The sequence below is a fragment of the Streptomyces sp. NBC_00239 genome (assembly GCF_036194065.1).
Taxonomy (GTDB): Bacteria; Actinomycetota; Actinomycetes; order Streptomycetales; family Streptomycetaceae; genus Streptomyces.
The window spans coordinates 6,808,497-6,834,959 of sequence record NZ_CP108095.1; the positions used below are offsets into that span (position 1 = coordinate 6,808,497).

The 26,463-nt window shown below is 68.1% G+C and carries 20 protein-coding genes and 4 pseudogenes; 10 read left to right on the top strand and 14 right to left on the bottom strand.

Annotated elements, in window-relative coordinates:
- The first annotated feature begins 43 nt into the window (after positions 1-43).
- Complete coding sequence (locus OG764_RS30150; protein ID WP_033215538.1) at positions 44-898, top strand: helix-turn-helix domain-containing protein; 855 nt, start codon at positions 44-46, stop codon at positions 896-898.
- 37 nt (positions 899-935) lie between these two features.
- Here the strand turns inward: OG764_RS30150 and OG764_RS30155 are convergent, their stop codons facing one another.
- The 3 genes from OG764_RS30155 to OG764_RS30165 are packed head-to-tail and all read right to left on the bottom strand — an operon-like array spanning position 936 to position 3,607.
- The gene (locus tag OG764_RS30155; RefSeq protein ID WP_033215540.1) at positions 936-2,111 is read right to left on the bottom strand and encodes an amidohydrolase family protein; all 1,176 of its coding nucleotides are present in this window, start codon (positions 2,109-2,111) and stop codon (positions 936-938) included.
- Between the two features lie 27 nt (positions 2,112-2,138).
- Positions 2,139-3,248: an MAB_1171c family putative transporter gene (locus tag OG764_RS30160; RefSeq protein ID WP_033215542.1), complete on the bottom strand. Its 1,110-nt coding sequence runs from the start codon at positions 3,246-3,248 to the stop codon at positions 2,139-2,141.
- Entirely contained in the window at positions 3,248-3,607 is a 360-nt protein-coding gene (locus OG764_RS30165; RefSeq protein WP_244290651.1) for a hypothetical protein, read from the bottom strand. The genes OG764_RS30160 and OG764_RS30165 overlap by 1 nt, the downstream gene beginning before the upstream one ends.
- A 938-nt stretch (positions 3,608-4,545) precedes the next feature.
- Here OG764_RS30165 and OG764_RS30170 point away from each other — a divergent pair.
- Positions 4,546-4,965, top strand: coding sequence for a pyridoxamine 5'-phosphate oxidase family protein (locus OG764_RS30170; protein WP_078909015.1), 420 nt, complete (start codon positions 4,546-4,548; stop codon positions 4,963-4,965).
- 276 nt (positions 4,966-5,241) lie between these two features.
- Positions 5,242-5,571 carry a hypothetical protein gene (locus OG764_RS30175; RefSeq protein WP_033215544.1) on the top strand — a complete coding sequence of 110 codons (330 nt, stop codon included), beginning with the start codon at positions 5,242-5,244 and terminating at the stop codon, positions 5,569-5,571.
- Between the two features lie 31 nt (positions 5,572-5,602).
- Here OG764_RS30175 and OG764_RS30180 read toward each other — a convergent pair whose 3' ends face one another.
- From OG764_RS30180 to OG764_RS30190, 3 genes are all read right to left on the bottom strand, one after another.
- Complete coding sequence (locus OG764_RS30180) at positions 5,603-6,103, bottom strand: AAA family ATPase (protein WP_266354808.1); 501 nt, start codon at positions 6,101-6,103, stop codon at positions 5,603-5,605.
- A 71-nt stretch (positions 6,104-6,174) separates the two neighbouring features.
- Positions 6,175-6,474 carry a hypothetical protein gene (locus OG764_RS30185; RefSeq protein ID WP_244290653.1) on the bottom strand — a complete coding sequence of 100 codons (300 nt, stop codon included), beginning with the start codon at positions 6,472-6,474 and terminating at the stop codon, positions 6,175-6,177.
- Positions 6,475-7,190: 716 nt separating this feature from the next.
- Entirely contained in the window at positions 7,191-8,078 is an 888-nt protein-coding gene (locus OG764_RS30190) for a universal stress protein (RefSeq protein WP_033215547.1), read from the bottom strand.
- Positions 8,079-8,208: 130 nt separating this feature from the next.
- Here OG764_RS30190 and acnA point away from each other — a divergent pair.
- Positions 8,209-8,494, top strand: a pseudogene (gene acnA / locus OG764_RS30195) (aconitate hydratase); the annotation flags it as partial.
- 35 nt (positions 8,495-8,529) lie between these two features.
- Here acnA and OG764_RS30200 read toward each other — a convergent pair.
- Complete coding sequence (locus OG764_RS30200) at positions 8,530-9,000, bottom strand: universal stress protein (RefSeq protein ID WP_033215549.1); 471 nt, start codon at positions 8,998-9,000, stop codon at positions 8,530-8,532.
- A gap of 185 nt (positions 9,001-9,185) precedes the next feature.
- On the opposite strand from OG764_RS30200, the gene OG764_RS30205 reads away from it, so the two are divergent.
- The gene (locus OG764_RS30205; RefSeq protein ID WP_033215551.1) at positions 9,186-11,954 is read left to right on the top strand and encodes a cation-translocating P-type ATPase; all 2,769 of its coding nucleotides are present in this window, start codon (positions 9,186-9,188) and stop codon (positions 11,952-11,954) included.
- Positions 11,955-12,212: 258 nt separating this feature from the next.
- Positions 12,213-12,683, top strand: a complete 471-nt coding sequence (locus OG764_RS30210; protein ID WP_033215554.1) for a universal stress protein — start codon at positions 12,213-12,215, stop codon at positions 12,681-12,683.
- Positions 12,684-13,044: 361 nt separating this feature from the next.
- Here OG764_RS30210 and OG764_RS30215 read toward each other — a convergent pair.
- Positions 13,045-15,818: pseudogene (locus tag OG764_RS30215) on the bottom strand (aconitate hydratase).
- Between the two features lie 422 nt (positions 15,819-16,240).
- On the opposite strand from OG764_RS30215, the gene OG764_RS30220 reads away from it, so the two are divergent.
- The 3 genes from OG764_RS30220 (at position 16,241) to OG764_RS30230 (ending at position 17,895) form a co-directional block, all read left to right on the top strand.
- Positions 16,241-16,753 (top strand): glyceraldehyde 3-phosphate dehydrogenase NAD-binding domain-containing protein, encoded by a 513-nt coding sequence (locus OG764_RS30220; protein ID WP_208869295.1) that lies wholly within the window; start codon positions 16,241-16,243, stop codon positions 16,751-16,753.
- Positions 16,753-17,253 carry a hypothetical protein gene (locus OG764_RS30225; RefSeq protein WP_208869296.1) on the top strand — a complete coding sequence of 167 codons (501 nt, stop codon included), beginning with the start codon at positions 16,753-16,755 and terminating at the stop codon, positions 17,251-17,253. The genes OG764_RS30220 and OG764_RS30225 overlap by 1 nt, the downstream gene beginning before the upstream one ends.
- Positions 17,254-17,460: 207 nt before the next feature.
- Positions 17,461-17,895, top strand: a complete 435-nt coding sequence (locus OG764_RS30230) for a cupin domain-containing protein (RefSeq protein WP_033215821.1) — start codon at positions 17,461-17,463, stop codon at positions 17,893-17,895.
- A gap of 7 nt (positions 17,896-17,902) precedes the next feature.
- Here OG764_RS30230 and OG764_RS30235 read toward each other — a convergent pair.
- Together OG764_RS30235 and OG764_RS30240 are read right to left on the bottom strand one after the other, a co-directional pair.
- Positions 17,903-18,482 (bottom strand): annotated as a pseudogene (locus OG764_RS30235) (DUF488 domain-containing protein).
- 102 nt (positions 18,483-18,584) lie between these two features.
- Positions 18,585-19,040 carry a hypothetical protein gene (locus tag OG764_RS30240; protein WP_266354796.1) on the bottom strand — a complete coding sequence of 152 codons (456 nt, stop codon included), beginning with the start codon at positions 19,038-19,040 and terminating at the stop codon, positions 18,585-18,587.
- Positions 19,041-19,043: 3 nt separating this feature from the next.
- On the opposite strand from OG764_RS30240, the pseudogene OG764_RS30245 reads away from it, so the two are divergent.
- A pseudogene (locus OG764_RS30245) lies at positions 19,044-19,269 on the top strand (transposase); the annotation flags it as partial.
- Between the two features lie 373 nt (positions 19,270-19,642).
- On the opposite strand, the gene narI reads toward OG764_RS30245, so the two are convergent.
- Genes narI through OG764_RS30265 form a run of 4 tightly spaced genes read right to left on the bottom strand, consistent with a single transcriptional unit; the run spans position 19,643 to position 26,425 of the window.
- On the bottom strand, positions 19,643-20,362 hold the full coding sequence (gene narI, locus OG764_RS30250) for a respiratory nitrate reductase subunit gamma (RefSeq protein ID WP_033215555.1): 720 nt from the start codon (positions 20,360-20,362) through the stop codon (positions 19,643-19,645).
- Positions 20,359-21,057 carry a nitrate reductase molybdenum cofactor assembly chaperone gene (gene narJ, locus OG764_RS30255; protein ID WP_051762612.1) on the bottom strand — a complete coding sequence of 233 codons (699 nt, stop codon included), beginning with the start codon at positions 21,055-21,057 and terminating at the stop codon, positions 20,359-20,361. The genes narI and narJ overlap by 4 nt, the downstream gene beginning before the upstream one ends.
- Entirely contained in the window at positions 21,054-22,712 is a 1,659-nt protein-coding gene (gene narH / locus OG764_RS30260) for a nitrate reductase subunit beta (RefSeq protein WP_033215556.1), read from the bottom strand. The genes narJ and narH overlap by 4 nt, the downstream gene beginning before the upstream one ends.
- Positions 22,712-26,425 (bottom strand): nitrate reductase subunit alpha, encoded by a 3,714-nt coding sequence (locus OG764_RS30265; RefSeq protein WP_208869297.1) that lies wholly within the window; start codon positions 26,423-26,425, stop codon positions 22,712-22,714. Before OG764_RS30265 ends, narH begins: the two co-directional genes overlap by 1 nt.
- Positions 26,426-26,463 lie beyond the last annotated feature (38 nt).

The following is a 26,463-nucleotide window of genomic DNA, read 5'->3' on the forward strand; positions in this document are numbered from 1 at the left end:
TGAATACAGTGAACCCAGGACGCTACGGAAGGAGAGGAGGGGCATGCCGGCACGTATCTTCGATGGACAGCGTGTGCGCGCGCTCCGTCGCTCCGCCGAGCTGACGCAGGAGGCCGTGGCTACCGCCGTGGGAGTCCACGCGACCAGCGTGACCGCGTGGGAGAGGGGCACGAGCCACCCAGATCCGGAGAGACTTCCGGCTCTTGCCCGCGCGCTGGGACAGTCGCTCGGCGAGCTGTTCCCGCGCGACGGTCTGCCCACCCTGGCCGATCTGCGCGCTGATGCGGGCTACTTCCAGAACGAGGTCCCGGCACTCCTGGGCACCAAATCCGCCGGCCCGGTCGCGAACGCGGAGCGGGCCAAGCGGAGGCTTTCGGGCGTCTACGTGGAGCCGCTGGCCAAGGCGTACGGCGTGAGCGTCGAGCAGCTGATGGCGGCCCAGGAGCGCTCCTTCGGCGTGGATGTGCCCGAGCCTCACCCCGAGGTGCCCACGAGCCTTGCCGACAAGATGCGGTATCTGCTGGACAACCCGGGCGACGATCAAGTGCCGCCCTCGGATGCTGAGATCGCCAGCGCGGTGAACGAGTACGTCGGTGCGCGGGTGATCTCCGCTGCCGGTGTGGCGGACATGCGGACGGGCGAGGTGACCGAGGCGTCTCCGCCTGTCCTGGAGGGTCTCAGCGCTGCGTTCGGTGTCAGCGCCCTCTTCTTCCGCAGCCGCGACGTGGTCAAGCAGCAGGTGGCCGAGGGGCTGACGCTCCTCGCTCACGTGAAGTCAGGCAGCATTCGAGGCCTGAAAGGCCGGCAGATGGGGCCCGAGGGGCTGCCCACCGAGGTCATGGCCATGATCAATGACATCGTCGCGGAAATCGAAGAGCGGGGCCTGCCCAGCGCCTAGTGGCGCCGGGCGGAGCCCCGCTCGTTCGTGTGCCCGGTTACGCGGCTTGGTGTTGGCGGCCGTTGGCGAACACGGCGCGCACCGCGCTGAGGGCGGCCAGGTCTTCGAGCGGGCTGCCGTCGACCACGAGGAGGTCGGCGGTGTAGCCGGGCGTGACGCGGCCGGTCTGCTCGCCCACTCCGAGGGCTGCCGCGGCGTCGGTGGTGGCCATGGCCAGGATCCGGTCGCGGGAGACCCCGAGGTGCTCGTAGAAGCCGAGGGCTCCGACGATCCCGTCGAACCCGGCGCGCTGGACGCCGGCGTCGGTGCCGGCGATCAGCCGGGCCCCGGCCTCGGCCATCTGCCGTACGAGCGCGAAGATGGCCGCTGCCTTCTCCTCGCCGAAGAAGCGCGGGAGCATCCGCCAGTGCGGGCTGACGGCCGGGCATACGTAGATGCCCTTCTCGATGATCTGCGCTAGGACGTCCTCGCGCAGGTCGAAGCCGTCCTCGGTCATCCAGGTGCAGTGCTCGATGGTGTCGACGCCGGCGGTCACCGCGTCGGTGATGGCGTCGGTGCCGTGTGCGTGGGCGGCGACCTTGAGGCCGGCCCGGTGGGCCTCCTCCACGACGACCGTGAGTTCTTCCGCGCCGAACTGGCTCTTCCAGCTGGGCGCTCCGCCCTTGGTGAGTCCGCCGCCGCCCGCCATTACCTTGACGACCTTGGCGCCGGCGGCCACGTTGCGCTGGACCAGGGCGCGGGCTTCTTCGGCATCGGAGACTTCGCCGCCGAGGAACCAGCAGTGGCCGCCGGGCGGGGTGATGGGTGCTCCGGCTCCGATGATGCGGGGGCCTGCCGAGTTGCCGGCGGCGATCTCCTGGGCGAGGCGCAGGGCGAGGCCGCTCCGGTCGCCGAGGTCGCGGGCCGTGGTGACGCCGGTGGCCAGCAGCTGGTCGGCGCGCTTGCGCATGCCCTCCAGCAGGTCCTCGTCGCTGGCTTCCTGCATGGTGGCGACGGGATCGGCGCCGGCGTCGAAGACGAGGTGGACGTGGGCGTCGATCAGCCCGGGCAGCAGGGTGGAGTCCGGGAAATCGTGCCGTAGCTCACCGCTGCCGGCCTGTGCTTCGATGTCTGCCCGCGGTCCGACGGCCGTGATGATGCCGTCCCGTACGAGCACGGCTCCGTCGGCTACTTCGGCGTCTCCGGTCAGGATGCGGCCGGCTGTGATCAGCATCGGGGTGTCTCTTTCCATGAGGGGTGGTCAGGCGGCGCGAAGTGCGTCGGAGAGGGCGAAGAGGTGAGCGGCGTCAGCGCCGCGGCTGTCGGTCCGGGGCACGGCCAGTGGGATCACCGGCTGGGCTTCCTCGCGCGTGTGGACGTCGGCAGCGGCTGCCGCGCGGAGACGGTCAGCCAAGACGTTGGCGTCCATGGACATCAGCTCCTCCGGGGTCAGGTCGCCCATGAGCGGGCTGATGCGGACCAGCCCGTCCCGACACTCGACCACGCGGCGGTGGTAGAGGCGGTGCACGCCACGCACACCCCACCGCTCGAGCAGGGTTGACCGCGAGGCGAGGACGGTCTCGGGGAACCGGGCGGAGAGCAGAGTCCACAGCGCGTCCAACCGGTGGTACCCGCGCCGGTGCTGCCTCCACACCCGGAGCGCCGAGAGGCGGCTGCGGGCACCGGAGTAGGAGACTCCCACGACGAAGAGGAGGATGGAGACGACCAGCAGCATCGCCACCGAAGCCATCAGGCCCTTCGGCACGGTGCCGCCCTGCCAGCGGGTCGCGACGAAGACCGCCCGGACCGCGCAAGCCGCGGCCATGGCCAGCAGCCCGACCGCCGTGATCCACAACCCAGTGGAATGCGGGCGCGGAGAGAGCCGGGCATAGCGAACGGTCCAGACGCCCGCCGCGCCCAGCGCGTACGTGAGATACAGCCCCGCAATGCCGTAGAAGGCGGCGAGCTGCGTGATCGTCATATCAGCCGAAGAGAAGCTTCCGGCGAAGGTCTCGTGCGGCACGGTCGTGGCCGCGACGACCAGCACCACCGCGACGCCGAGCACGACGACGGCCTCCAGACGCGCCCGCCGCCTGCTGGTCGCCCGATCGGCCGACGAATACAGGTAGAAGCACATCAGGAAGTACACCGTGCCGAGCAGCAGCAAGTTCTGCACAAGCTTCGCTGCACCGTGGCCGGCGACGGTGTCCATGCCACTCGCGCCTCCTGGCATGGCCACCGGGTAAGAGAGGGCGGCGCACAGCAGGCAGAGCGTCACGGACCGAAGGGCCCCGTCGCGGGGCGCCTTCGTAAGCTGGTACACCTTCCACGCCACGGCAGCGGCGAGGACGAGAAGGAACAGGACGGTCATTACAGCCACCCCTGCCGGTCACCCAGCGCCAGGTTGACGCGCCGTACGGAGGGGTCGGCAGCGGGCGGTGGTCCTACCTGCTCCAGCACGGACGCCCACTCCATGATGATCGTGGCTGCCTTCTCCACCCGGCACTCCTCCGTGTCGTCGTAAGAGCACCGCTGGAAGAGCTGATGCACGTCGTCCGCTTCGCTGCCCGATACAAGCGACTCCCAGGGCGTTGCCTCCGAGACTTCGGCCTTCAGGTGGCACAGCTCGTGCAGGACGATGTGGTCCTGGTGGAGCTTCGTGGTGCGCTCCTGAACGACGATGATGTCGGCGAGCTTGTGATCGATCCAGAAGCCCAGCGGTCCCGGCATCGGCAGAGGCTTTTGCTGAACCACGATGGGACGGCCGCGCTGAGCTGCGAGCGCCATCCGGAGCTCGTCCACGCTTAGCGGAGGCTGGATGCCGAGCTCCTGAAGCTCCCGCCGTACGCGCCGGCGCAGTTGGCGGTCTGTCAGTCGGTCAGCACGCCCTCGCGGACGCGAGATATCCAGTCGGAGGAGTGGCCAGGCACGTGCCGGGCGATCAAGTCTGCTGTGGGGAAGCGTTGTTTCCCCGGTTCGCCACCACATAGGTCCCTCGTCAGTCGGCGTGCCGGCCGCCGCGCCCTGCGAAGGAGGAGGCCGGTCACTACCAAAATCGTGCGTATGTTCGATGCGCGGGCCGGACGCCACGGCAGTGGGGGCGCGGCTCGGCATCGTCCTGCTGTGCAGAGGGGAGGGCTGCGGCTGGTCGACCGCGCGCCCTTGATGCCCTCCAAGCGGAGCCGTTTCCGTGGTGATCATTTAACGGCCCTGAGGGCGGGTCACTTCCGCGCCTGTCTGGGAGAGGTGCGACGCACGGGTCCCATGGGGTTGCGGGTTGGCCGGGGGCGCGGGGCGCCCCTGAACCTGTGGTTCCGCTTGCTTGATCGAACCGTACGTCATGCGCGGGCTTTGGGAATCTTCGAGCCCGCTCTCGCGGCGACGCTGCAAAATCAAAGCAAGATCAAGACGGCTCGTTGTGATCAAGCTTCAAGGTGGCACGAATTGCCACGCATAGCCTCTGACCTGCCAGAACGATACTGAGCACTTGTCGGGTACGCGAGGATCTCGTTCTGTTGCGGGCGTTATGAATCTGAAATGAAAGGGGTTAGTCGATCGCGCCCAAAATGCCACTTTCCGGGCGCCGGGGTGGGGTGTGGATTAGCGATCTTGGGTCACGTGACATAGCTCGCAGTGATCCGAATGCAGAAGTGAATTAACCTGGCGACATGGCTACCGCGATCAACAAGACCGATGCCTTCGTGGACTTCTGGTCTGAGTACCATCTCGCCACGCTGACGACATTGCGTCCGGATGGAACCCCGCATGTTGTGCCCGTCGGTGTGACATACGACCACGGGGCGGGTGTCGCACGCGTCATTACGCGAAAGAGCAGCGTGAAGGTCACCAACATTCTGTCCGCGCTTCCAGGTGAAGCGCGCGTGGCTGTGTCGCAGGTCGCAGGTCCAAGGTGGCTGACAATCGAGGGCGTTGCGGAAGTTCGAACCGCTGAAGACGAAGTCTCCAGTGCGGTGAACAGTTACGCGGATCGCTATGGACGACGGCCCGCGCCGGACCCCGAGCGAGTCGTCCTGGAGATAACACCGGTGCGCACCATGGGCAGGGTTGAGTTGCCCACCCGCTCCTAAGCTGTTGGGGTGCGAGCTTCTTATCGTTGGGTGGAATGGTTTTTCAAGTGCTGTGATAGTAGGGCGTCTGGATTGCCAGGTGGGTTCAATTCGTCGGCGACTTAAGATCGCTTCCGTGCTGGCGTCATTCTGCGGTGGAGAGCACCCGGAGAGACCTACTTCCTCATACCCTCATCTCCTGACGGTACTTGCGCCCAGAATTGGTCCATGCGTCATATGGTCCACGAAAATGGCTAGCGTCTAACTCTTCGCGCGGCATGGCTCGATCCGGCGGACGTGCGTGATCGAACATCCGCGCCTTGGCCTTCCCTCTCGCCCGTCGGAAAGGCTGAGGGTAGCGAAGCCCTTGGCAGGCGCGGGACCGGGCTTGTTACCGCTCGTCACCACCACTTCAAGTGGCGCTTCGGCATCCGCGAAGACCTCACCCGCAGGTATCAGCACAGCCTCGACGGCAGTTGGCAGACCGATTCGCTGGCCATTCCCACCGAGACGCGGCGGATCCTCGACCAGCACGACGGCCGGATCAACGTCCACGACGAGCACCTGTGCTTCCGGCCCGTCTCCCTGGCGAACACGCCCTCTTGGTGGGCCGAGGAATCCACCTAATCGTCGAGACCTGGAGGCCGCCGGCCAGCGGTCAGAGCCAGCCCGGCTCGACGATCTCCTCGCCTTCGCCCTGAGGCGCCTCGAACCGTGCGAAGAAGTCGTCCAGCGCCTCTGGCGACACGAACATGGCGTTCGCGTCCTCGCGCCGGTTGCGCTCCTGGAGCCGCCTGAGCAACTCCGTCTGGTCGACGGGGAAGTACAGCAGGCGCCACTGCCCACCAGCCCCCTCCACGAATTCCTTCATCTCATCCCGGTGCTTGCGAGGCCACAGCCCGTGGTCCCACACCACATCCAGGCCCTCCGCCACCAGCCGCGCCAGCCGCTCCTGCAGCTCGGCGACGACGGGGGCCTCTTTCGCGAAGTAGGTGTTCTCCGGGTAGTCCACGCCGTATCGGCCGTACCGGTCGTGCACCACCTCGTCCACCGAGAGTCGCACCGCACCCGCCGGCTCGAGCCGCTGCCTGGAGTAGGTCGTCTTCCCCGAACCCGTCAGCCCGACGAGCAGGTACACCACCGGCACATCGCGCCCCACCGTCACACCTTCCACCGACTGCCTCTGACCCGCCCAGCTCTCGAAGAGTTTCGGCCCTCGTGGCGCCCCGGCTATGCGGTGCGGAGGCGTTCGAGAAGTTCAGCAACGCTGGCCTCGCCACAGTATGGGGCGAAGTCGGGCGCCATCTCTCGCACGAGGGCCACGCACCGGTCGGCGCCGATGCGCTCCGCGAGGTCGAGGGACTGAGCGGCGACGGCGGCGGCCTGCTCGATCTCGCCGGACTTGAGGAAGGAGCGTCCCTGGCTGAGGAGGAAGACCCCGCGGGTCTTGTCCCGGCTGACGGGGAGCAGGGCCAGCCCTTCGTCGATCCGGGCACGTGCTTCGGGGCGTTGCCGAGGTCGAGGAGGCACTGCCCCGCGTCGACAGACAGGTCAGCCGTGCTCATCCACGAGCACCACGATGGCGGAGGGGTGCTGGCGTCCGTGGTGATGGCCGTCTCCGCCGCGGTCAGGTCCCGGTAGCACTCGGCGCGCGCGCCAGCGGCTGCGTAGGCCCGGGCCCGTCGAAGGTGCAGGAGGGAACGAGCGGTCGGGTGCGACGTGCGCGCGAGGGCATGGGTGAGGGGGTCTACGGCGGCGTGCGGGCGGCCGACCCAGATCGACTGGTACGCATAGTCAGCCAGGACCCCGGCGCCGGCATCGTGGTCGTCGGCGGCGTGGGCGTTGGTGAGTGCGGCGTTCCAGTAGACGTCGGCGGCGTGGTGTTTGCCCTGGTCGAAGCGGTACCAGCCACATGTGCTGGCCAGGCGGGTGGCGAGAGCGTGTAGCCGGAGTCCGAGGTGCTGGGGGTAGCGGCCGCCTTCGAGTAGGTCGGTGACCGTGTCGAGGTGGGCGTCCATCAGCTTGACGGTGTGCTGGCGACGTTCGGTCGGCAGCGAGGTGAGCGCGGCTGCGGTCGTCTCCAGCCAGTCCACAAGCTCGGTGTCCACGGGGCGTCCGTCGAGGGAGCTCGGGAGCCGGTCCGGTTCGAGGCTCGCCCACTGGGCGGACAGCCCGGACAGCGCCACCGCGCTGAAGGCCATGAAGTTGCGGCGTTATTCCGCCGCGGCCGATGGGCACGGCGGCTGTCAGGGGATCTCGCCGGGGCTGCGGACCACCGCCACTGGGCAGTGTGCATGATGCAGCAATGCCTGGCTCACCGATCCCAGCAGCAGTCCGGCGAAACCTCCGCGTCCGCGCGCGCCGACCACCAGCAGCTGGGCTGTGCGGCTCGCCTCGATTAGCGTCTCGCGCGTCGCGCCCTGCACAACCTCGCGTTTCACCCGCACCCCCGGGTACCTCTCCTGGTGGCCCGCGAGCACCTGGGACATCAGAGCTTCTTGCCTTGCCTTCAGAGCTTGCGGCTCGTTCGCGTACGGCATCGCCTCGTCCTGCGGCGGTGGCATCGGCGTGTTCCAGGTGGTCCAGGCGTGCAAGGCGACGATGTCGACCCCGCGCAGTGCCGCCTCGGCGAAGGCGAAGTCAACCGCTCCGGAAGCGGCCGAGGAGCCGTCGACACCCACGACGATCGGCCCTGTGTCCTCACCTTGCTCCCGCACGACGAGGACCGGGCACCGGCCATGAGCTGCCAGATGCACGGCCGTCGATCCAACCATCAGCCCGACGAAGCCCCCCATGCCGCGAGACCCGACGACTACGAGTTCCGCGGCACGCGATTGCGCCTCCAGGACCGTCAGCGGTTCACCCGTCACCACAGCGCGGGAGACATCGACCTCCGGTGCCACGGTCCTGGCGCGCTCCTCCGCCTCGGCCAGCAGGCGTTCCGCCATATTGCGCAAGCCGCCCTCGGGCGGGCCCAGTGGCGACGGGCCCAACGGCACGTGCATGGCGGGCCAGATGAACGCGTGCACTACCCGCAAATCTGCACCGCGCCACCGCGCCTCCCGCGCCGCCGCTTCTACCGCGGCCAAACCAGAGTCCGAACCGTCCACGCCGACCACGACCAGAGCGCTCATCACGCCTCCACAACTTCCCGCTGTCAATGGATCAAGGGGACATCGCATACGTGCGCAGGCGGCTTTGCTTCGGTACATGCCCCAACGCGCCGGTGTTGTCGTCCGGTGGCCCGGTCGGCGCCCTGAAGGGGATCTACCGGCGGGTGAGTTTCTGCAGGCCCACTGGCGTCGGCATGAGGACTTCAACTCTTACGGCTCGCGGCGCGGCAACCACGAGTTGATGATCCGCGGCACCTTTGCCAGCCTCAGGCTGCGCAGACTTTGGGCCCTTGGGACAGAGGGCGGTTACACCCGGCATCTGCGACGGCGAGGGGATCACGATCCACCAGGGGGCGATGCGGTACGCAGCCGAGGGCGTCCGCCTCCTCGTCATCGCCGGCAAGGAATACGGCTCCGGATCGTCGCGCGATTGGGCCGGCAATGTCGCACCGTGGCTGCCATGGGCCACGCCTCACTCGGCCTGGGTTGCGGAGTCTCTAACCTCGGTGGTCGGACGCACGATGACGACCGGGCACGTGGCGTACAGCGCACACTGCTGACTCACCGAACCCAGCAGCGCACGGCGGAATCCGCCCAGACCCCGGTTGCCCAGCACGAGCGCCTCTGCACCCTCGGCCTCGCTAAGCAGGACTTCAACGGGATTGCCGTGCATCAGACGCTGTCGGACCTTGGCAGCGCCGGACTCGCCCAGGACCTCGTTCAGCTGGTTGACGAGGCCTTGCTCGGCAATGGACTTGTCGAATCCGGGGTCCACGGCGGGCGCGGACCATCCGTGGGCCCCCGGCAGCTCCCAGGCAGCCACTGCCACCACATCACCGCCGATCAGCTCGGCATGCCGGACCGCCCACCGAAGCGCGGCATGCGACGAAGGCGAACCGTCGACGCCCACCACGACGCGCAAGGCCGAATCCTGCTTCTCCATGGCATTTATCCCTTCCGTTCTCACGTGGGTCCACACTGTGCGACCCGGGGGCGTTCCGCCATACAAGCGCCGCCGACAGGTGCAGCCCGCCTCGACGCCGATCCGGCGCGTGGGTGGGAGGCGGTGCGGTCCGGCCACGCTGCGCCCGTACTGCATCAGTGCTCGGTCGTAGAAACAATGAAGGCATGGCCTATTCGACGAGCGCGGGACTGCCCCGTTCCTGGCATGCCTCGCCGGCCCGTGAGGTCGCCGCCGGGCTCGATGTCGATCCTTCCTCGGGGCTGTCGTCGGCTGAGGCGGCCCGGCGGCTTGCGGAGTATGGGCCGAACCAGCTCGCGGCGGCCCCACGAGAGCCCGGGTGGCGGGCGTTCCTACGGCAGTTTCAGGACTTGCTGATCGTCATCCTTCTGATCGCAGCGGCGGTCAGCCTGGTGGTGTCCCGGGAGTGGGAGACGCCGGTGGCGATTGTCGTCGTGGTGCTGCTCAACGCGACGATCGGGTTCGTGCAGGAGTCTCGCGCCGAGGCGGCGCTGGATGCGCTGCGGCAGATGACCGTGACCACCGCCACCGTGCGTCGTGACGGCCGACTGGTGCGGTTGGACGCCGCGGAACTGGTGCCCGGAGATGTGGTCGTCCTGGCGGCCGGTGACCGGGTGCCCGCGGACGGCCGGTTGTTTTCGGCGAGCTCCCTGGAAGTGCAGGAATCCGTCCTGACGGGTGAGGCGCTGGCCGTGGCGAAATTGGCGGATGCCGTCGTCGGGGCCGATGTGCCGCTGGCAGACCGGGTGACCGCTGTGTACATGAACACGGCGGTCACCCGAGGTCGCGGGGAGGTGCTGGTCACCGACACCGGTATGGCCGGCGAGACCGGCCGCATCGCCGATATGCTTCACAAGGCCCAGCCGGGGCCGACACCGCTGCAGCGGCAGATCGACACCCTGAGCCGCACCCTGGCCTGGGTCTCCGGGGTGGTCATCCTCGCCGTCTTCGTCCTGGGTCTCGTGCGCGGGCAGGATTTCGGCGACCTGTTCGTCAGCGCCGTGTCCTTGGCGGTCGCGGCCATCCCCGAGGGACTGCCGGCCGTCGTGGCGTTCACGCTGGCCATGGGCACGGGCCGGATGGCCAAGCGAGGCGCGATCGTCAAGCGGCTGGCATCGGTGGAGACCCTCGGCAGTACCTCGCAGGTCTGCACCGACAAGACCGGCACGCTGACCTTGAATCAGATGACCGCGCGCGAGCTGCTGCTGGCCGGGCGCCGGTTCACGGTCTCGGGGCAGGGCTACTCCTTCGACGGCCGCATCCGCACCACCGACGGCTCTCCCGTGCCGGCCACCATGGACGACGCGTTGACCGCGATGGCCCTGTGCTCCGATGCCGTGATCCGGGACGGGCAGGTGGTGGGGGACCCGACTGAGGGTGCGCTGGTGGTGCTGGCCGAGAAGGCGGGCATCGATGTGGCCCGGCTGCGCCAGGAGCGGCCCAGGCGACTGGAGATCCCTTTCGACTCCGCTTACAAGTTCATGGCGACCTTCCACGACTGGACCGATGACACCGGCCGCGATGTGATCCGGTGTTTCGTCAAGGGTGCCCCCGATGTGCTGGCCGACCGCGCGGACCGGCATCTCGGCGCAGAGACGATCCTGCCGTTCGATCAGGAAGCCCGGCAGCGCTACGAGAAGGCCAACAGCGCCTTGGCCGGACAGGGCATGCGGGTGCTGGCCCTGGGGACGGAAGACTTCCCGGCCGAGGACTTCCAGGCTCCCGCCGACCCGAAGGAACTACTGGACCGGGTGGTGCTGCTGGCCCTGGTCGGCATCGTCGACCCACCGCGCGCGGAGGCGCGCACGGCGATCGCCGAGTGCCGCGACGCTGGGATCCGGGTCCGGATGATTACCGGTGACCACGCGATGACCGCTGGAGCCATCGCCGGTGAACTCGGCATCCCGGGGCAGGCCATCACCGGCGCCGACCTGGACCGGATCGACGACGACGCCCTGCCCGGCCGGCTCGACGAGGTGGGGGTGGTCGCCCGCGTATCGCCGGAGCACAAGATCCGGATCGTACGGGCGCTGCAGGCCCGCGGGGACGTGGTCGCCATGACCGGCGACGGAGTCAACGACGCACCCGCGCTGCGCCGAGCTGACATCGGGGTGGCGATGGGCGTCACCGGGACGGAGGTGACCAAGGAAGCCTCGACGATGGTCCTGACCGACGACAACTTCGCGACCATCGTGGCCGCCGTCCGCGAGGGCCGGGGCATCTACGACAACATCGTGAAGTTCGTCCGCTTCCAGGTCTCGACGGCCTTGGGCTTCGTGACCACGTTCCTGGTGAGCTCACTGACCGGCCTGGCGGGGGGCGCACCGTTCACGGCGCTGCAGATCCTGTTCGTCAACCTGGTGATGGACGGCCCGCCGGCGATGTCCCTCGGAGTCGACCCGGTCAGCCCGGACGCGATGAACAAGCCCCCACGCCCGACCGGCGAACCCATCCTCAGCAGAAAGCGGCTTGCCCGGATCCTGCTGACCAGCACGGTCATGGCGGCAGGCACCCTCGCGGTGCTGAAATGGGCCCCAGGCCCGGAGGCGGAACCGGGGCAAGCCACCGTCGCGGGCACCATGGCCTTCGTCACCTTCGTCTTCTTCCAGGTCTACAACCTGCTCAACGTCCGGCACGACACACACAGCGTCTTCAGCAGGCGGACACTGGAGAACCCCTCCATGTTCGTCGCCGGTGCCGCTGTGATCGTGCTGCTGGTCCTCATTGTCGAGATGGACGCCCTGCACGGCTTCTTCACCACGACCAACCTGACCTCCAGCCAGTGGCTTGTATGCGCAGCCGTCGGCTCGACCATCCTGTGGGCCGGCGAGCTGGTCAAGACGGTGCTCCGGTCCCGTACCCGGCGTCGCACGCGCTCACAGACCATGCAGCCACCGCCCGCCGGAGCACAGTGATCCGTCGGCTTCTTTGACCGCTCAGCCGTTGGCCGATGGTGGGCGCGCAGGCGTCGTAATGCGATCACGGGATTCGCAGCGTACCGACCTGCTCAGGGTGCTGCGTCGCGACCGGCGACCGGCTGGACACGCCGACCGGAACCGACTCCTACCCACTCGCCGGATCGGCGGGGGTGTACCTGTCGGCTGCGGTTATATGGCGAATTGCCTGCGTGTCACACAATGTGGACACATATCTGAGCAGAAGGGGCAAACATCATGGGGATGCAGGATGCCGCCTTGCGCGTCGTGGTCGGTATCGACGGGTCGCCTTCGTCGCATGCCGCGCTTCGGTGGGCGGTGCAGTATGCCGAGCTGACCGGCGGTGGTGTGGTGGCAGTGGCTGCCTGGGAGCCGCCCTGGGCGTACGGGTGGTCCGCGCCCGCGGTGGACCCCACTTTCGACAGAACCATCGCCGAGCGGGGCCTCCTCAACCAGGTGCACCAGGTTCTCGGCGAGTCCGGCGCCGCCCAGGTACGAAAGCGTCTGGTGAAAGGCCATCCCGTCGAGGTGCTGCTCAGTGAGGCGGAGGGGGCCGAGGCCCTCGTGGTGGGCAGCCGGGGCATGGGCGGATTCCGTCGAACGCTGCTGGGCTCCGTGAGCCAGCAGTGCGCGCTGCACGCCACATGTCCGGTCGTCATCGTTCGTGGGAACGTCGAGGTGACGGACTCCGGTACACAGGCCGAGTGAGGCGGGGCTCGTCAGCGGCACAAGCCCCTTGGCGGCCCAATCGCGCGGCGCACAGTCCTTGCGCTTTGGCGTACGCCTCCCAGGGCTACCTGGCCAGGGTCGCGGCTGGTGAGCCGTAGGTGCACCGTACTCCAGGCTCAACGTTCTCAACCGGCTCAGGTTCCGGATGCGGCGCACGGTGCGTCCCTCGGGTCCTCCTGCGTCTCGCTTCGGCTGCACCCCCTTGCACCGGCCGCGGAGGCGGGCGACGGCATCGCTGCCGACCCGCCAGAAGGCGGCCGTTAAGGCGTGGATGCCGTTCATGGGCGGATTTGTGGTGTCAATGTTTCGGGAAGCCCGCGGTGCGGCTCTCGGCGCGGTGTCATGTGGGGAGCAGGGCGCGCAGTGCGTAGGGCAGGATGCCGCCGTGCCGGTAGTAGTCGGCTTCGGTGGGGGTGTCCAGGCGCAGGCGTGCGGTGAACCGCGTGGTGCCGCCGGTCCCTGTCGCTTCGACGGTGACCTCGCGGGGCAGCTCGGCCAGTCCGTGGACGGTGTAGGTCTCCTCACCGGTCAGGCCCAGGGAGCCGGCGTTGTCGCCGGGGGCGAACTGCAGCGGCAGGACGCCCATCCCGATCAGGTTGGAGCGGTGGATTCGCTCGAACGACTCTGCCAGGACGGCTTTGACGCCGAGCAGGGCGGTTCCCTTGGCGGCCCAGTCCCGCGACGAGCCCGAGCCGTATTCCTTGCCGGCGATGACGAGGAGGGGGACGCCCTCGGCTGCGTACCGCATCGCCGCCTGGTAGATCGTGGCCGGCTCGCTGTCGGGGAGGTGGCGGGTGTAGCCGCCCTCGGTTCCGGGGGCCAGCAGGTTGCGCAGGCGGATGTTGGCGAAGGTGCCGCGGATCATCACCTCGTGGTTGCCGCGCCGGGAGCCGTAGGAGTTGAAGTCGTTGGGTGCGACTCCGTGGGCTTGCAGGTACTCGCCCGCCGGCGAGTCCCGTTTGATCGTGCCGGCCGGGGAGATGTGGTCGGTGGTGACCGAGTCGCCGAGCAGGACCAGCACCCGGGCGCCGGTGATGTCGTCCGGTGGCTGCGGTCGGCGGGGCATGTTCTCGAAGTAGGGCGGCTTGCGCACGTAGGTCGAGTCGGGATCCCAGGCGAACAGGTCGCCCTCGGGGGTGGGCAGGGCCCGCCACTGATCGTCGCCGGTGAACAGGTCCGCGTAGCCGTTGGTGAACATGCTCGGGCTCAGGCTGGTGGAGATCACCTGCTGGATTTCGTCCTGGGTGGGCCAGATGTCGCGCAGGTGGACGGGCCGGCCGTCGTTGGCGGTGCCCAGCGGGTCGCGGGTGAGGTCGACGGCCATGGAGCCGGCCAGCGCGTAGGCGACCACCAGGGGCGGTGAGGCCAGATAGTTCAGTTTCGTCTCGGGATGGATGCGGCCTTCGAAGTTGCGGTTGCCGGAGAGCACGGATGCCAGCACGAGGCCGGCGTCGGTGGCCGCCCGGGAGACCTCATTGATCAGCGGGCCGGAGTTGCCGATGCAGGTGGTGCAGCCGTAGCCGACCAGGTCGAAGCCGAGCGTGTGCAGGTACGGGGTCAGACCGGCGCGTTCGAAGTAGTCCGTCACGATCCTCGACCCCGGCGCGAGGCTGGTCTTCACCCAGGGCTTGGACCGCAGGCCGCGCTCTACGGCCTTCTTGGCCAGCAGCGCGGCGGCGACCATCACCTGTGGGTTGGAGGTGTTGGTGCACGAGGTGTCGCGGCGATCACCACGGCGCCGTGCCCGATCTCGAAGCTGCTGCCATCCTCGAGCGTCACCGGTACACGCTCATGCGGACGTGCCTCTTTTCCCGGTCCGGTCGCCTCCAGGTACCCCGGTTGGTCGCCGGGGTGGCTGCCGGTGACGGCCACCGGGTCGGAGGCCGGGAAGGACTCCGCCCCGCTCTGGTCCAGCCCGACCGGGGCCGCGTCGCAGGTCACGTCGCCGTCCAGGACAGCGCGCAGGACCCGCGACGCGTCCGCCAGGGCGATGCGGTCTTGTGGCCGTTTGGGTCCGGCGATCGACGGGACGATGGCCGACAGGTCCACTTCGAGGGTCTGCGAGTAATCAGGGGTGTGGCCGGGGTCGTGCCACAGTCCCTGCTCTTTGGAGTACGCCTCCACCAGCGCTACCTGGCCGGGGTCCCGGCCGGTGAGCCGCAGGTAGGAAAGGGTCTCGGAGTCGATCGGGAAGATCGCGCAGGTGGCGCCGTACTCCGGGCTCATGTTGCCGATGGTGGCCCGGTTGGCCAGTGGCACCTCGGCCACGCCAGGTCCGTAGAACTCCACGAAGGCGCCCACGACGCCGTGATGGCGTAGCCGCTCGGTGATGGTCAGCACCAGATCGGTGGCGGTGCTGCCTTCGGGCAGTGCGCCGGTGAGCCGCACGCCGACGACCTTGGGGATGAGCATGCTCACCGGACTGCCGAGCATCGCGGCTTCCGCCTCGATGCCTCCGACCCCCCAGCCGAGCACACCGAGCCCGTTGACCATGGGGGTGTGGGAATCGGTCCCGACCAAAGTGTCGGGGAAGGCCGTGCCGTCCTCCGCGAACACCACCCGGGCAAGGTGCTCCAGGTTGACCTGGTGGCAGATTCCAGTTCCAGGGGGAACGACGCGCAGGTTCCGCAAGGCGCTCTGTCCCCAGCGCAGGAACTGGTAGCGCTCCCGGTTGCGCCGGTACTCGAGCTCCACGTTGCGGCTGAACGCCGCTGCGGAACCGAAGTGGTCGGCGATCACCGAGTGGTCGATCACCAGTTCCACGGGCCGCCGCGCGTCGATCAGCGCCGGATCGCCGCCGAGCGCAGCCATCGCCTCACGCATCGCCACCAGGTCCACGATGCACGGCACACCCGTGAAATCCTGCATCAGCACCCGCGCGGGGATGAACTGAACCTCCGTTGCCGGTTCCGCCGCCGGGTCCCAGCCGGCGAGCGCAGCGATCTGGTCGGCGGTGACGGTGCGGCCGTCCTCATTGCGCAGCAGGTTCTCCAGCAGCACCTTCAGGCTGTACGGCAGCCGTCGTGAGTCGGGCACGGCGCCGAGCCGGCGGATCGAGTAGGAGGCGCCGCCGACGTCGAGCGTGCCGCGCGCGGCGAAGCTGTCCAGGGACATGGGCCTGCCTCCTTAGTACGGATCGGCGGAGCTAGCTCGGAGCGGATTGTGAGTCCACCGCGCGTCGCTGTGCGGGTCCGCGCCCGGATCGGCCGCCCGTCCCGGGACTCGCGCATTTGCCGGCTCGCCGGCAGCTTTCGCTCTCACCTAGGGCACTCTTCGTCCGGGCGTCGTTCCGCCTCATCGACAGGCCAGAGGCAACCGGCAGGGGCAATACCCGCCCTGGGATGGAACGGAACCAACCATGCTCAGTCTCGACCGCGCGCACCCGGCCCGCAAATGGTGCGAATCCGCAGCCCGCGGGCAGGGCTATGCAGCGGCCTCGGCTGGGCCCACGTCGCCTGCGCGCGGAGCGGGGAGGTGATAGGACGGATCCAGGCCTCGTCCGCATGTGCCCGGAAACGGATGGAAGGTGATGCCAGATGGCGAAGATCGCAATCAACGGGCTCGGACGTATCGGACGGGCCGCGTTCAAGATTCTCCACGACCTCGACGGGGTTGAGGTGGCTGCGGTCAACGACCTGGTCCCCGCCGAGAACCTGGCCTACCTTCTCACCCACGACACCGTCTACGGACGCTACGGAAAGTCCGTCACCGCTGCCGGTGACGCGCTGGTCGTCGACGGCCACACCGTCCCGCTGTACAGCCGCCGCGACCCGGCCGAGCTGCCGTGGCACGACCTGGGCATCGACCTCGTCCTGGAGTGCACGGGTGCCTTCCGGCGCGAGGAGGAACTGGCCCGGCACCTGTCCGCAGGCGCACGATTCGTGATCCTCTCAGCGCCCGTCCGGACCGAGACGGTCGCCACCGTGGTCCACGGCGTGAGCGACTTTCCGGCCGGACAGCAGATCATCTCCTGCGCGAGCTGCACGACCAACTGCATCACACCGGTGGCGGAGGTCATGGACGCCGAATCGGCGTGGAGCGCGCCGTGATGACCACAGTCCACGCCTACACCTCCACCCAGCAGCTCATCGACGGGCCCAGCAAGGACTTCCGGCGCGGCCGGGCCGGGGCAGCCAACATGCTTCCCGCCTCCACCGGCGCCGCGCTCGCGACCACCAAGGCACTTCCGGAGCTGACCGGGCGCTTCGACGGCGTGGCGCTCCGAGTCCCGATCCCAGTCGGATCGATCGCCGACATTGTGTTCGTCACCGCCCGCCCGACGTCCGCCGAGGAAGTGAACGACCTCTTCCGTGCGGAGGCGGCTACCGAGCGCTACCGCGGCATCCTCGGCGTCTCGGACGAGCCGATTGTCTCCAGCGACATCATCGGTGACTCCCGGGCCTCCGTCGTCGACGCGGGGATGACCCGGGTCGTGGACGGCACCCTGGTGAAGATCATGAGCTGGTACGACAACGAGTGGGGCTTCACTCACCAGATGGTCCGCGAGGCACTCACCGTGCTCGGCGTCACTTCACCACGGAGATCATGACCACCCAGGCGGTCACCGTGCCCGACGCAGCCCCTGGTGCAGACCGCCAGACGCATGTCGGAGCGCAGCGCAGGTCCTTGTCAGTCAAACAATCCGGGCGCGAAAGAGACAGCGATCGTGCGGCGTGCGTTACGGACGGGCGGCTTCGGGCGTTCCCTTGGCAGAGCACCGGACCACCGGCGAGGAACAAGGCAAGGCGTAGCGGTGATGACTGTGGCGGACGGCGACTTCTCGAACCCGGTCGATGGGGCGCCGGTGCCTCGAATTCTGTTCGACACCGGAACGCTGGAGGAACTCGGCCCGGCATCGACCGGCGCGGTGTGGCGGTTGTCGGCACCAGGCCGGCAGCTCGACGCCAACATCGTGCGGATCCCGGCCGGGCAGCGCGTCGAAACCCATACCGAACCGGACCTGGACGTACTCCTGTTGGTCGTGGCCGGAGACGGCACCTTGGTCACTTCCGACGGACCGTGTCTCCTGAGCGAAGGCAGCCTCACCTGGCTGCCGCACGGCTCCACTCGCGGCCTTGTCGCGGGCAAGGGGGGCTTGTCGTACCTGACAGTCCACCGGCGCCGGCCCGGGATGCGGATCCAGCCTGCCGGGACCGGCCGGAATGGGGAGTCCGGCCGGGCCGGGGCCTGAACCGCGATCACGGTGGTACGGATCCGGCGTCGTCGTACACAAGGAGGCCGTCGCTGCGAAGCGCCAGCCCCGGTGTCGGATGGTGCGCTGTGAGGCGTCCGTCGTGCATCAGGTGGTGGACGAGCATGCCTCGGGCCAGGAGGGAGAAGTCGGCGATGAGGCGGCGGTGGCATCGCCACCACACCGCTTCGCTGCACATCACCGCGGTGCGCTCCAAGCCCGCTTGGTGCATGAGGGCGTCCATGGCGGTGACGAACTCGGGGCTGCGGGTATGAGCGGCATGCCGGGGAAGGACGCGTTGCGCCATGCCCTGTCGGGCGAGTCCGGCGGCGGTTTGCGGAAGCCGCCCAGGCGCGGCTCCCACCGGTGGGCGATGTGCTCTTCGGGCGTCCACTGGCCCACCCGCTGCCGTGAGAGGTCCGGGTGACGGCGGCTGCCGGGAGCGGTCCTTGCGTCCACGACGGCGGTAACGCCGGCTTCCCGGAGGAGTCCAGCCAGCGAGCGGGGTCCGCGGTGCTGTGGCCGAAGGTGATCAGCGCGATCCGCGGCGTCGGCCCGTCTGCAGGGTCGGTCCGGTGATCACCCATACATCGAGTGCAGCAGCTTCCGGCCGGCACGGCACCCGTGTGCGCCTTCGGTTGGCTGTGCGGGACAGTGGGGCAGGCCGGTCAAGGTAAGGGACTCGTCACTCACCCATCCGGAGTGCGGTTAGCAAGACCAGAACCAGGGCGTTCCCCCCCCCGAATGGTGGACATGACGGCGGCGAGGCCGTGTCCCGCGACGGCAGGGAGCGGGAAGTGGCCTTCGGCCGGGGCGTTCTGGCCGGCAGCGGTTGCGCGGTCGCGGTGGACGGGGATCCAGCGGGCGAGCATCACAAACCCGAGCAGGGCGACGGGCAGCAGGAGGCCGAAGGCGGTCCAGGCCAACGCGTGCTTTTCGGTGATCACGTAGATGATCCACACGACGAGGCCGATGGCGGCGAGTGCGAAGTGGCCGAAGATGACCGGGACTGGCAGGTGGCTGGTGCCGCCACGGGCACCGCCGTGCTTAAGCCAGATGCCGAGCATGTAGGCGCGGCCGAGGGCGGTGACCACCCAGGCGATTAGGGTCTGTTGCGAAAATGGATCTTGATCGGTGGTGATCATCGTGTGGCGCGTGGAGATCTGACGGATGCACAGTGGGCGAGGCTGGAGCCGTTGCTGCCGGTGGGTGGCAAGCCGGGCCGGCTGCGGTTGTGGACTCGGCGGCAGCTGATTGACGGCATACGGTGGCGGACCCGGGCCGGGACACCGTGGCGGGACGTGCCGGAACGGTACGGGGCCGTGGGACCGGGTCTACGACCTGTTCCGCCGGTGGCAGCGTGACGGCACGTGGCAGCGGACAACGCCGTTGGCTCTGTTCATGACGAGGGTGTGTCGTCGATACGGCCGGCCAGGCACCGGTGCGTCGGCGATGGCTTCGGCGACCGCTTGAGCGTCCGCGTTGTCAGTCGGCGAGTCGGACGCATCAACAGAACTGCCACTCGCATCATCACCGTCAGTCGTACGGTGGCCGGCGAACCGGGTCGTGCGGATCCGGCAGCAGCCTCACCTCCGGCCACGGCCCGGGTGCAGGGTGGCGAGCCGGAGATCGAAGACCGCGGCGTCCACGGACCACTCGGATGCGCGAGTCAGATGCCCGGCAGCGGGCCATGCCGGCTGATGGTTCTGGCCGGTGGCGGGGACCGGCGCATTGACCACCATCCGTGTCAGCCCACCCGGTCCCAGCCGCGACGTGGCTGGTGGCTGCCGAGCTGGGTGGTGTCGCGGCTGCGGTAGACGATGTAGGGGCGGGTGAAGTACCCGATCGGGGCGCTGAACACGTGGACGAGCCGTGTGAAGGGCCACAGCGCGAAGAGCGCCATGGCGAACAGGCCGTGGAGCTGGAAGCCGAGCGGCGCTTCGCCCATGAGTTCGGGGTGGAGGTCGAATCGGAAGATTCCGCGGAACCAGACCGAGACACCGTCCCGGTAGTCGTAGTGCTCGAAGATGTTGGCCGCCACCGTGTTGAACAGGCCGAGGAAGATCACCACGGCGAGGAAGAGGTACATCACCTTGTCCATCCGGGTGGTGGCTGAGAAGACCGGGCCCACGGTGCGTCGACGGTAGATCAGGATCGCCATCCCAACGACCGTGGCCAGCCCCGCCAGCGCACCGACCGAAAAGGCCAGGAAGTGGTAGAGCCCTTCGGACACACCGACCGCTTCGGTCCAGGACTTGGGGATGCCCAGCCCGATCACGTGGCCGAAGAACACCCCGATGATCCCGAAGTGGAACAGAGGGCTGCCGATCCGCAGTATCCGGTTCTCGTAGAGCTGGGAGGAGCGGGTGGTCCAGCCGAACTTGTCGTAGCGGTAGCGCCACAGATGTCCCAGGACGAAGGCCGTCAGGCAGATGTAGGGGAAGACCACGTACAGGAACTGATTCATGTGCGGGCTCCTGGGAAGGTGGGCATGGGCAGCGTCGTGGTCTCGCGAGAGGCGGCGGGGCTGAACCGGGGGTTGGCAAAGGGTGCGAGCCCGACCTCTTCCTCGGGCGGTCCCTCTGCGGCGAGGCGGCTCACGGCGTCCCGCTCGTCGCCGCGCAACGGCGGCAGGGTCGCGGTGACGGCTTCGACCAGGCCGGCCCACGGAGAGGCCATGTCCCGCAGCGACAGCCGTAGCAGCTCAAGACCGGCCCGGTGGTCGAGCATCAGCCCTCGGCCGAGCTCTCTGTCAACCGTCGCGGCGAACTCGAGCACGACGCACAAGTGGTCGGGCAGCTCCGCATCGTCGAGCATGAAGCCGGAGCGCAGGTAGACCTGCTTGAACCGGAGCAGAGCGACTCCCCGTTTGCGGGTGTCCCCGTGGGCGAAGTAGGTCAGGAACAGGTTGCAGCGTCTGCGGTTGTCGAAGGTCTCGACGTACTTCGCCTGCAGCTCCGCCGAGGGCGTGGCCTCCAGCTGCTCCACGGACTCGCGCATCGTCCCGCCGAGCGCCGGAGGCAGTTCCCGCATCGCCGACCGGACCAGCGCGATCCGTCCGGGAAGCTCTTCGTCCGGGTAGTCCAGGAGGAGCGAGACCGACTGCCACACAATGGTCAGCTGGTGCGAAGTCAGCGCGGACTTCGCGCGGACCCTGCTCACGAGTCCGATCCCTTCGACGGGAAGAGCCCGGGGGGAGAGCCCCTGCCGTCCCAGTTGAGCAGGTTGACCCGCCCTGCCTTGTCGTCGGGGCCGGCCAGCGAGTCGGAGGTCTGCCGGTCCTGCAGCATCTGGAAGTTCTCCACCGCGATCGGTGTCGGGGCGCCCGATCCTTCCCCGAACGGGCCGGAACCGCCCATCCCGGGCCCGCCCTCGTAGTCGAGCGAGCATTCCGTGGCCAGCTCTTCCAGGGAGTGGGCCTGCTCGGCGTGGGCGGACGGTATCACATAGCGCTCGTCGTACTTCGCGATCGCCAGCAAGCGGTACATGTCATACATGTCCTCCTCACTCATCCCGACGGCGGCGGGGATCGAGGCGTCGGGCTCGCGGCCCATGTTGATGTCACGCATGTAGCACCGCATCGCGGCGAGCTTCTTCAGCACGGCGTCCACCGGCGTGATATCGCCGGCGGTGAAGAGTTCGGCGAGGTACTCGACCGGGATCCGCAGCGCGTCAATCGCGGCGAACAGGTTGCCCTTGTCCTCGGCGTCCTCGCCGGTCTCCTTGACCACATCGACGACCGGGGACAGCGGCGGGATGTACCAGACCATGGGCATGGTGCGGTATTCCGGATGCAGCGGCAGTGCCACCTTGTAGGTGCTGATCAGGGCGTGGATCGGGGAGCGCTGGGCGGCGTCGATCCAGTCGCGGGCGATGCCCGCCTTCTCGGCCGCGCGCACCACCTCGGGGTCGGACGGGTCGAGGAAGACGTCACGCTGGGCCTCGTAGAGCCCTTGCTCGTCGGTGGTGGACGCGGCCTCGAGCACCTTGTCGGCGTCGTACAGCATCAAACCGATGTAGCGCAGTCGGCCGACGCAGGTCTCGGAGCAGATCGTGGGCTGCCCGACCTCGATGCGGGGGAAGCAGAAGGTGCACTTCTCCGCCTTGCCGGTGCGGTGGTTGAAGTAGATCTTCTTGTAGGGGCAGCCCGAGACGCACATCCGCCAGCCGCGGCACTTGTCCTGGTCGACGAGGACGATGCCGTCCTCCTCGCGCTTGTAGATCGCACCGCTGGGGCACGAGGCGGCGCACGAGGGGTTCAGGCAGTGCTCACAAATGCGCGGCAGGTAGAACATGAAGGTCTGCTCGAACTCGAACTTCACCTTGTCGGCGATCTTTTTCAGCAGCGGGTCCCGGTGACCGTTGAGTGTGGAGCCGCCGAGGTCGTCGTCCCAGTTGGCTGACCACTCGATCTTCATGTCCTTGCCGGAGATCAGCGACTTGGGACGCGCGACCGGCGTGTGCTCCTGAGCCGGCGCGTCGGTGAGCGTGGAGTAGTCGTAGGTCCAGGGCTCGTAATACTCGTTGATCGAGGGAAGCTTGGGATTGGAGAAGATGGTCAGCAGCTTCTTGAACCGGCCACCGCCCTTGAGTGTGAGCCGGCCCCGCTTGTTGAGCGTCCAGCCGCCCTTCCACTTCTCCTGGTCCTCGTAGGTGCGGGGATAGCCGAGCCCGGGCTTGGTCTCGACGTTGTTGAACCAGATGTACTCGGTGCCGGAGCGGTTGGTCCATGCCTGCTTACACGTCACCGAGCAGGTGTGGCAGCCGATGCACTTGTCGAGGTTCATCACCATCGCCATCTGTGCCATGACCCTCATCAGTAGGTCACCTCCTGCGAGCGCTTGCGGATGACGGTGACCTCGTCGCGCTGGTTTCCGGTGGGGCCGAGGTAGTTGAACGCGTAGGTGAGCTGCGCGTAGCCGCCGATCAGATGTGTGGGTTTGACCAGCAGCCGGGTGAGCGAGTTGTGGATGCCTCCGCGCTTGCCGGAGGTCTCGGCGGTCGGTACGTCGATGAGCCGGTCCTGTGCGTGATACATGTACACCGTTCCCTCGGGCATCCGGTGGGACACGATCGCCCGGGCGACCACCACGCCGTTGCGGTTGACCGCCTCGATCCAGTCGTTGTCCTTGATCCCGACCTTCGCGGCGTCCCGGTCGCTCATCCAGATGTTCTGGCCGCCCCGCGAGAGGGAGAGCATGAACAGGTTGTCCTGGTATTCGGAGTGGATGGACCATTTGTTGTGCGGGGTGAGGTAGCGCACGGTGAGACCTTCGACGCCCTGGCCGGCGGAGCCGTCCGAGACGTGGCCGAGGGAGGGCTCGGCGAACAGTGCCGCCATGTTCAGCGGGGGCCGGTAGACCGGGAGTCCTTCGCCGAGCTCGGCCATCCAGTCGTGGTCGAGGTAGAAGTGCATACGCCCGGTCAGCGTGTGCCACGGCTTCTTGCGCTCGACGTTGATGGTGAAGGGCGAGTACCGCCGGCCGCCGCTCTCCGATCCTGACCACTCCGGTGACGTGATCACGGGCACGGGCGGGCCCTGGGTGTCGGCGAAGGTGATCTGTTTACCCTCGTGCTCCTCGGCGAGGTCGGCCAGCCGCACGCCGGTGCGCTTCTCGAGAGTCTTGAACCCTTGGGTGGCAAGAGCCCCGTTGGTGGTGCCGGACAGCGCGAGGATCGCCTCGCAGACGTTCACGTCTCGCTTCAGCGACGGCCTGCCTGCCGCCGCACCGGTCCGGACCGTGCCGTTCTTGCGCCGCAAGTAGTCCACCTGGGCGCCGAGCTCGAAGGTCACACCCTTGGTGGTCGCGCCGAGCGTGTCCACGAGCGGACCGAGTGCGTTCATCTTCTCGGCCACGGCCCCGTAGTCGCGCTCGACCTCGACGAGCCTGGGCATCGTGACCCCGGGGACCGGCTCGCACTCGCCCTTCTTCCAGTCCCGCACGGTTCCGTGCGGATTCGCCATCGCGTCCGGGGTGTCGTGGGTGAGCGGAAGGGCCACCACATCCTTGCGGACTCCCAGCCGGCTGGCGGCGAGCTCACTGAACTTCTCGGCGATCGTCTGCCAGGCATCCCAGTCCGTGCGGGTCTGCCAGGGCGGCGCGATGGCCGGGTTGAAGGAGTGCACGAAGGGGTGCATGTCCGTGGTGTTGAGGTCGTGCTTCTCGTACCAGGTGGCGGCGGGCAGCACGACGTCGGAGAAGACCGTGGTGCTGGTCTGCCGGAAGTCGATCGTCATCAGCAGGTCGAGCTTGCCCTCGGGGGCCTCGTCGTGCCACTTCACGTCGACCGGCCGTCGGTCCTGCGGTGTCTCGGTGGCCCGTACCGAGGAGTCGGCACCGAGCAGATGCTTGAGGAAGTACTCGTTGCCCTTGCCGGACGAGCCGAGCAGGTTGGCCCTCCAGATGGACAGAATGCGCGGATAGTTCTCGGGCGAGTCCGGGTCCTCCCCCGCGAACTCCAGGGCACCCGACTTCAACTGCTCGACCACGTATTCGCCCACCGGGGTCCCCGCCGCGGTGGCCTGGTCGCTCAGGTCGAGTGGGTTCTGGTTGAAGGTCGGGTAGGACGGCATCCAGCCCATGCGCGCGCTCTGCGCGAGTACATCGGCGGTGCTCATTCCCGCCAGCTGCCCGCTGCCCGTCTTGGCGGACAGAGTGTCGGCGCCGAACTGGTCGTAGCGGAACTGGTTGGTGTGGAGATACCAGTACGCGGTCTGGATCATGTTGCGCGGCGGCCGGTTCCAGTCCAGCGCGTTGGCGATCTGTGTGTAGCCGGTGAGCGGCCGGACCTTCTCCTGGCCGACGTAGTGCGCCCAGCCACCGCCGTTGACCCCCTGGCAGCCCGTCAGGTTGGTGAGGGTGAGAAACGCCCGGTAGATCGTGTCGGAGTGGAACCAGTGGTTGGTTCCGGCACCCATCACGATCATCGAGCGTCCCTTGGACTCCTCGGCGTTCGCGGCGAACTCGCGTCCGACCCTGGCCGCGGTGGAGGCCGGGACACCGGTGATCGTCTCCTGCCATGCCGGGGTGTAGGGCGACTCGGCGTCGTCGTACCCGGTGGCCCATTCTCCCGGAAGGTCGTCCCGGCCCACGCCGTACTGCGCGAGCAGCAGGTCGTAGACAGTGGTGACCAGATGGCCGTCGACCCGCCGGACCGGCACACCGCGCGGCAGGTCGGCCGCCGCACCGTCGGGGGTGTCGAAGCGCGGGAACCGGACGAGCACACTCTCCTGCGAGGTGCTCATCAGCGTCAGCTGGGGGTCGACGTCACCGAGTTCCAGATTCCACTTGCCCACACCGGCCTCGCCGTAGCGGTGCCCCAGAGAACCGCCAGGAACAGCCGGCTGCCCTGTCCGCGCGTCAACGAGCACGGTCTTGAACGCGGCGTTCTCCTCATGCTGGTGCCCGGGGAGATCGGAGGCGGTGAGGAACTTGCCCGCCGTGTACGTCTTCTCGCCGCTCGTACCTGGTCCGGCGGCTTCGTCGAGCCGGACCAGGTAGGGAAGATCGGTGTAGGTCTTGACGTACTGCGTGAAGTACGGGGTGTGACGATCGACGAAGAACTCCTTGAGCACGACGTGGCCCATGGCCATGGCCAGGGCGGCGTCGGTGCCCGGCTTGGCCGGCAGCCATTCGTCGGCGAACTTCACGTTGTCGGCGTAGTCGGGGGCGACCGCGATGACCTTCTGGCCGCGGTACCGGGCCTCGGTCATCCAGTGCGCGTCCGGTGTGCGCGTCACCGGCAGGTTGGAGCCCCACATGATGAGGTAGCCCGCGTTCCACCAGTCCCCGGACTCCGGGACGTCGGTCTGGTCGCCGAACACCTGGGGCGAGGCCACCGGGAGGTCGGCGTACCAGTCGTAGAAGCTCAGCATCGAGCCGCCGATGAGGTTGACGAACCGGGCGCCGGAGGCATGGGAGACCATCGACATGGCCGGGATCGGTGAGAAACCGGCCACCCGGTCGGGGCCGTACTTGTCGATGGTGTGCACGTGGGCAGCCGCGATGATCTCCGCGGCTTCCTCCCAGGTGGCACGGACCAGGCCGCCCTTGCCCCGCGCGGACTTGTACGCCTTGGCCCTCGCCGGGTTCTCGACGATGTGCGCCCACGCCCGAACCGGGTCGCCGTCGTGCTGTGACTTCGCCTCACGGAACATCTGGAGCAGGACACCACGGACGTAGGGGTAGCGCACCCGGGTCGGCGAGTAGGTGTACCAGGAGAAGGCCGCGCCGCGTGGGCAGCCGCGGGGCTCGTACTCCGGCGAGTCCGGGCCGACCGAGGGATAATCGGTCTGCTGGGTCTCCCAGGTGATGATCCCGTCCTTGACGTAGACTTTCCAGGAACAGGAACCGGTGCAGTTGACGCCATGGGTGGAGCGGACGACCTTGTCGTGGCTCCACCGGTCCCGGTAGAAGTCGTCGGCGTCACGGCCCCCGGTCTGCGACAGCGTCCTCAGATCGGCGGAGACCGTACCCCGGGTGAAGAACCGCCGACTGCGTACCAGTGCGTCGGCCAGGGGCCCGTCCATCCCGATATCCTTGCCCATAACGCTTCCTGTCCTTGTGC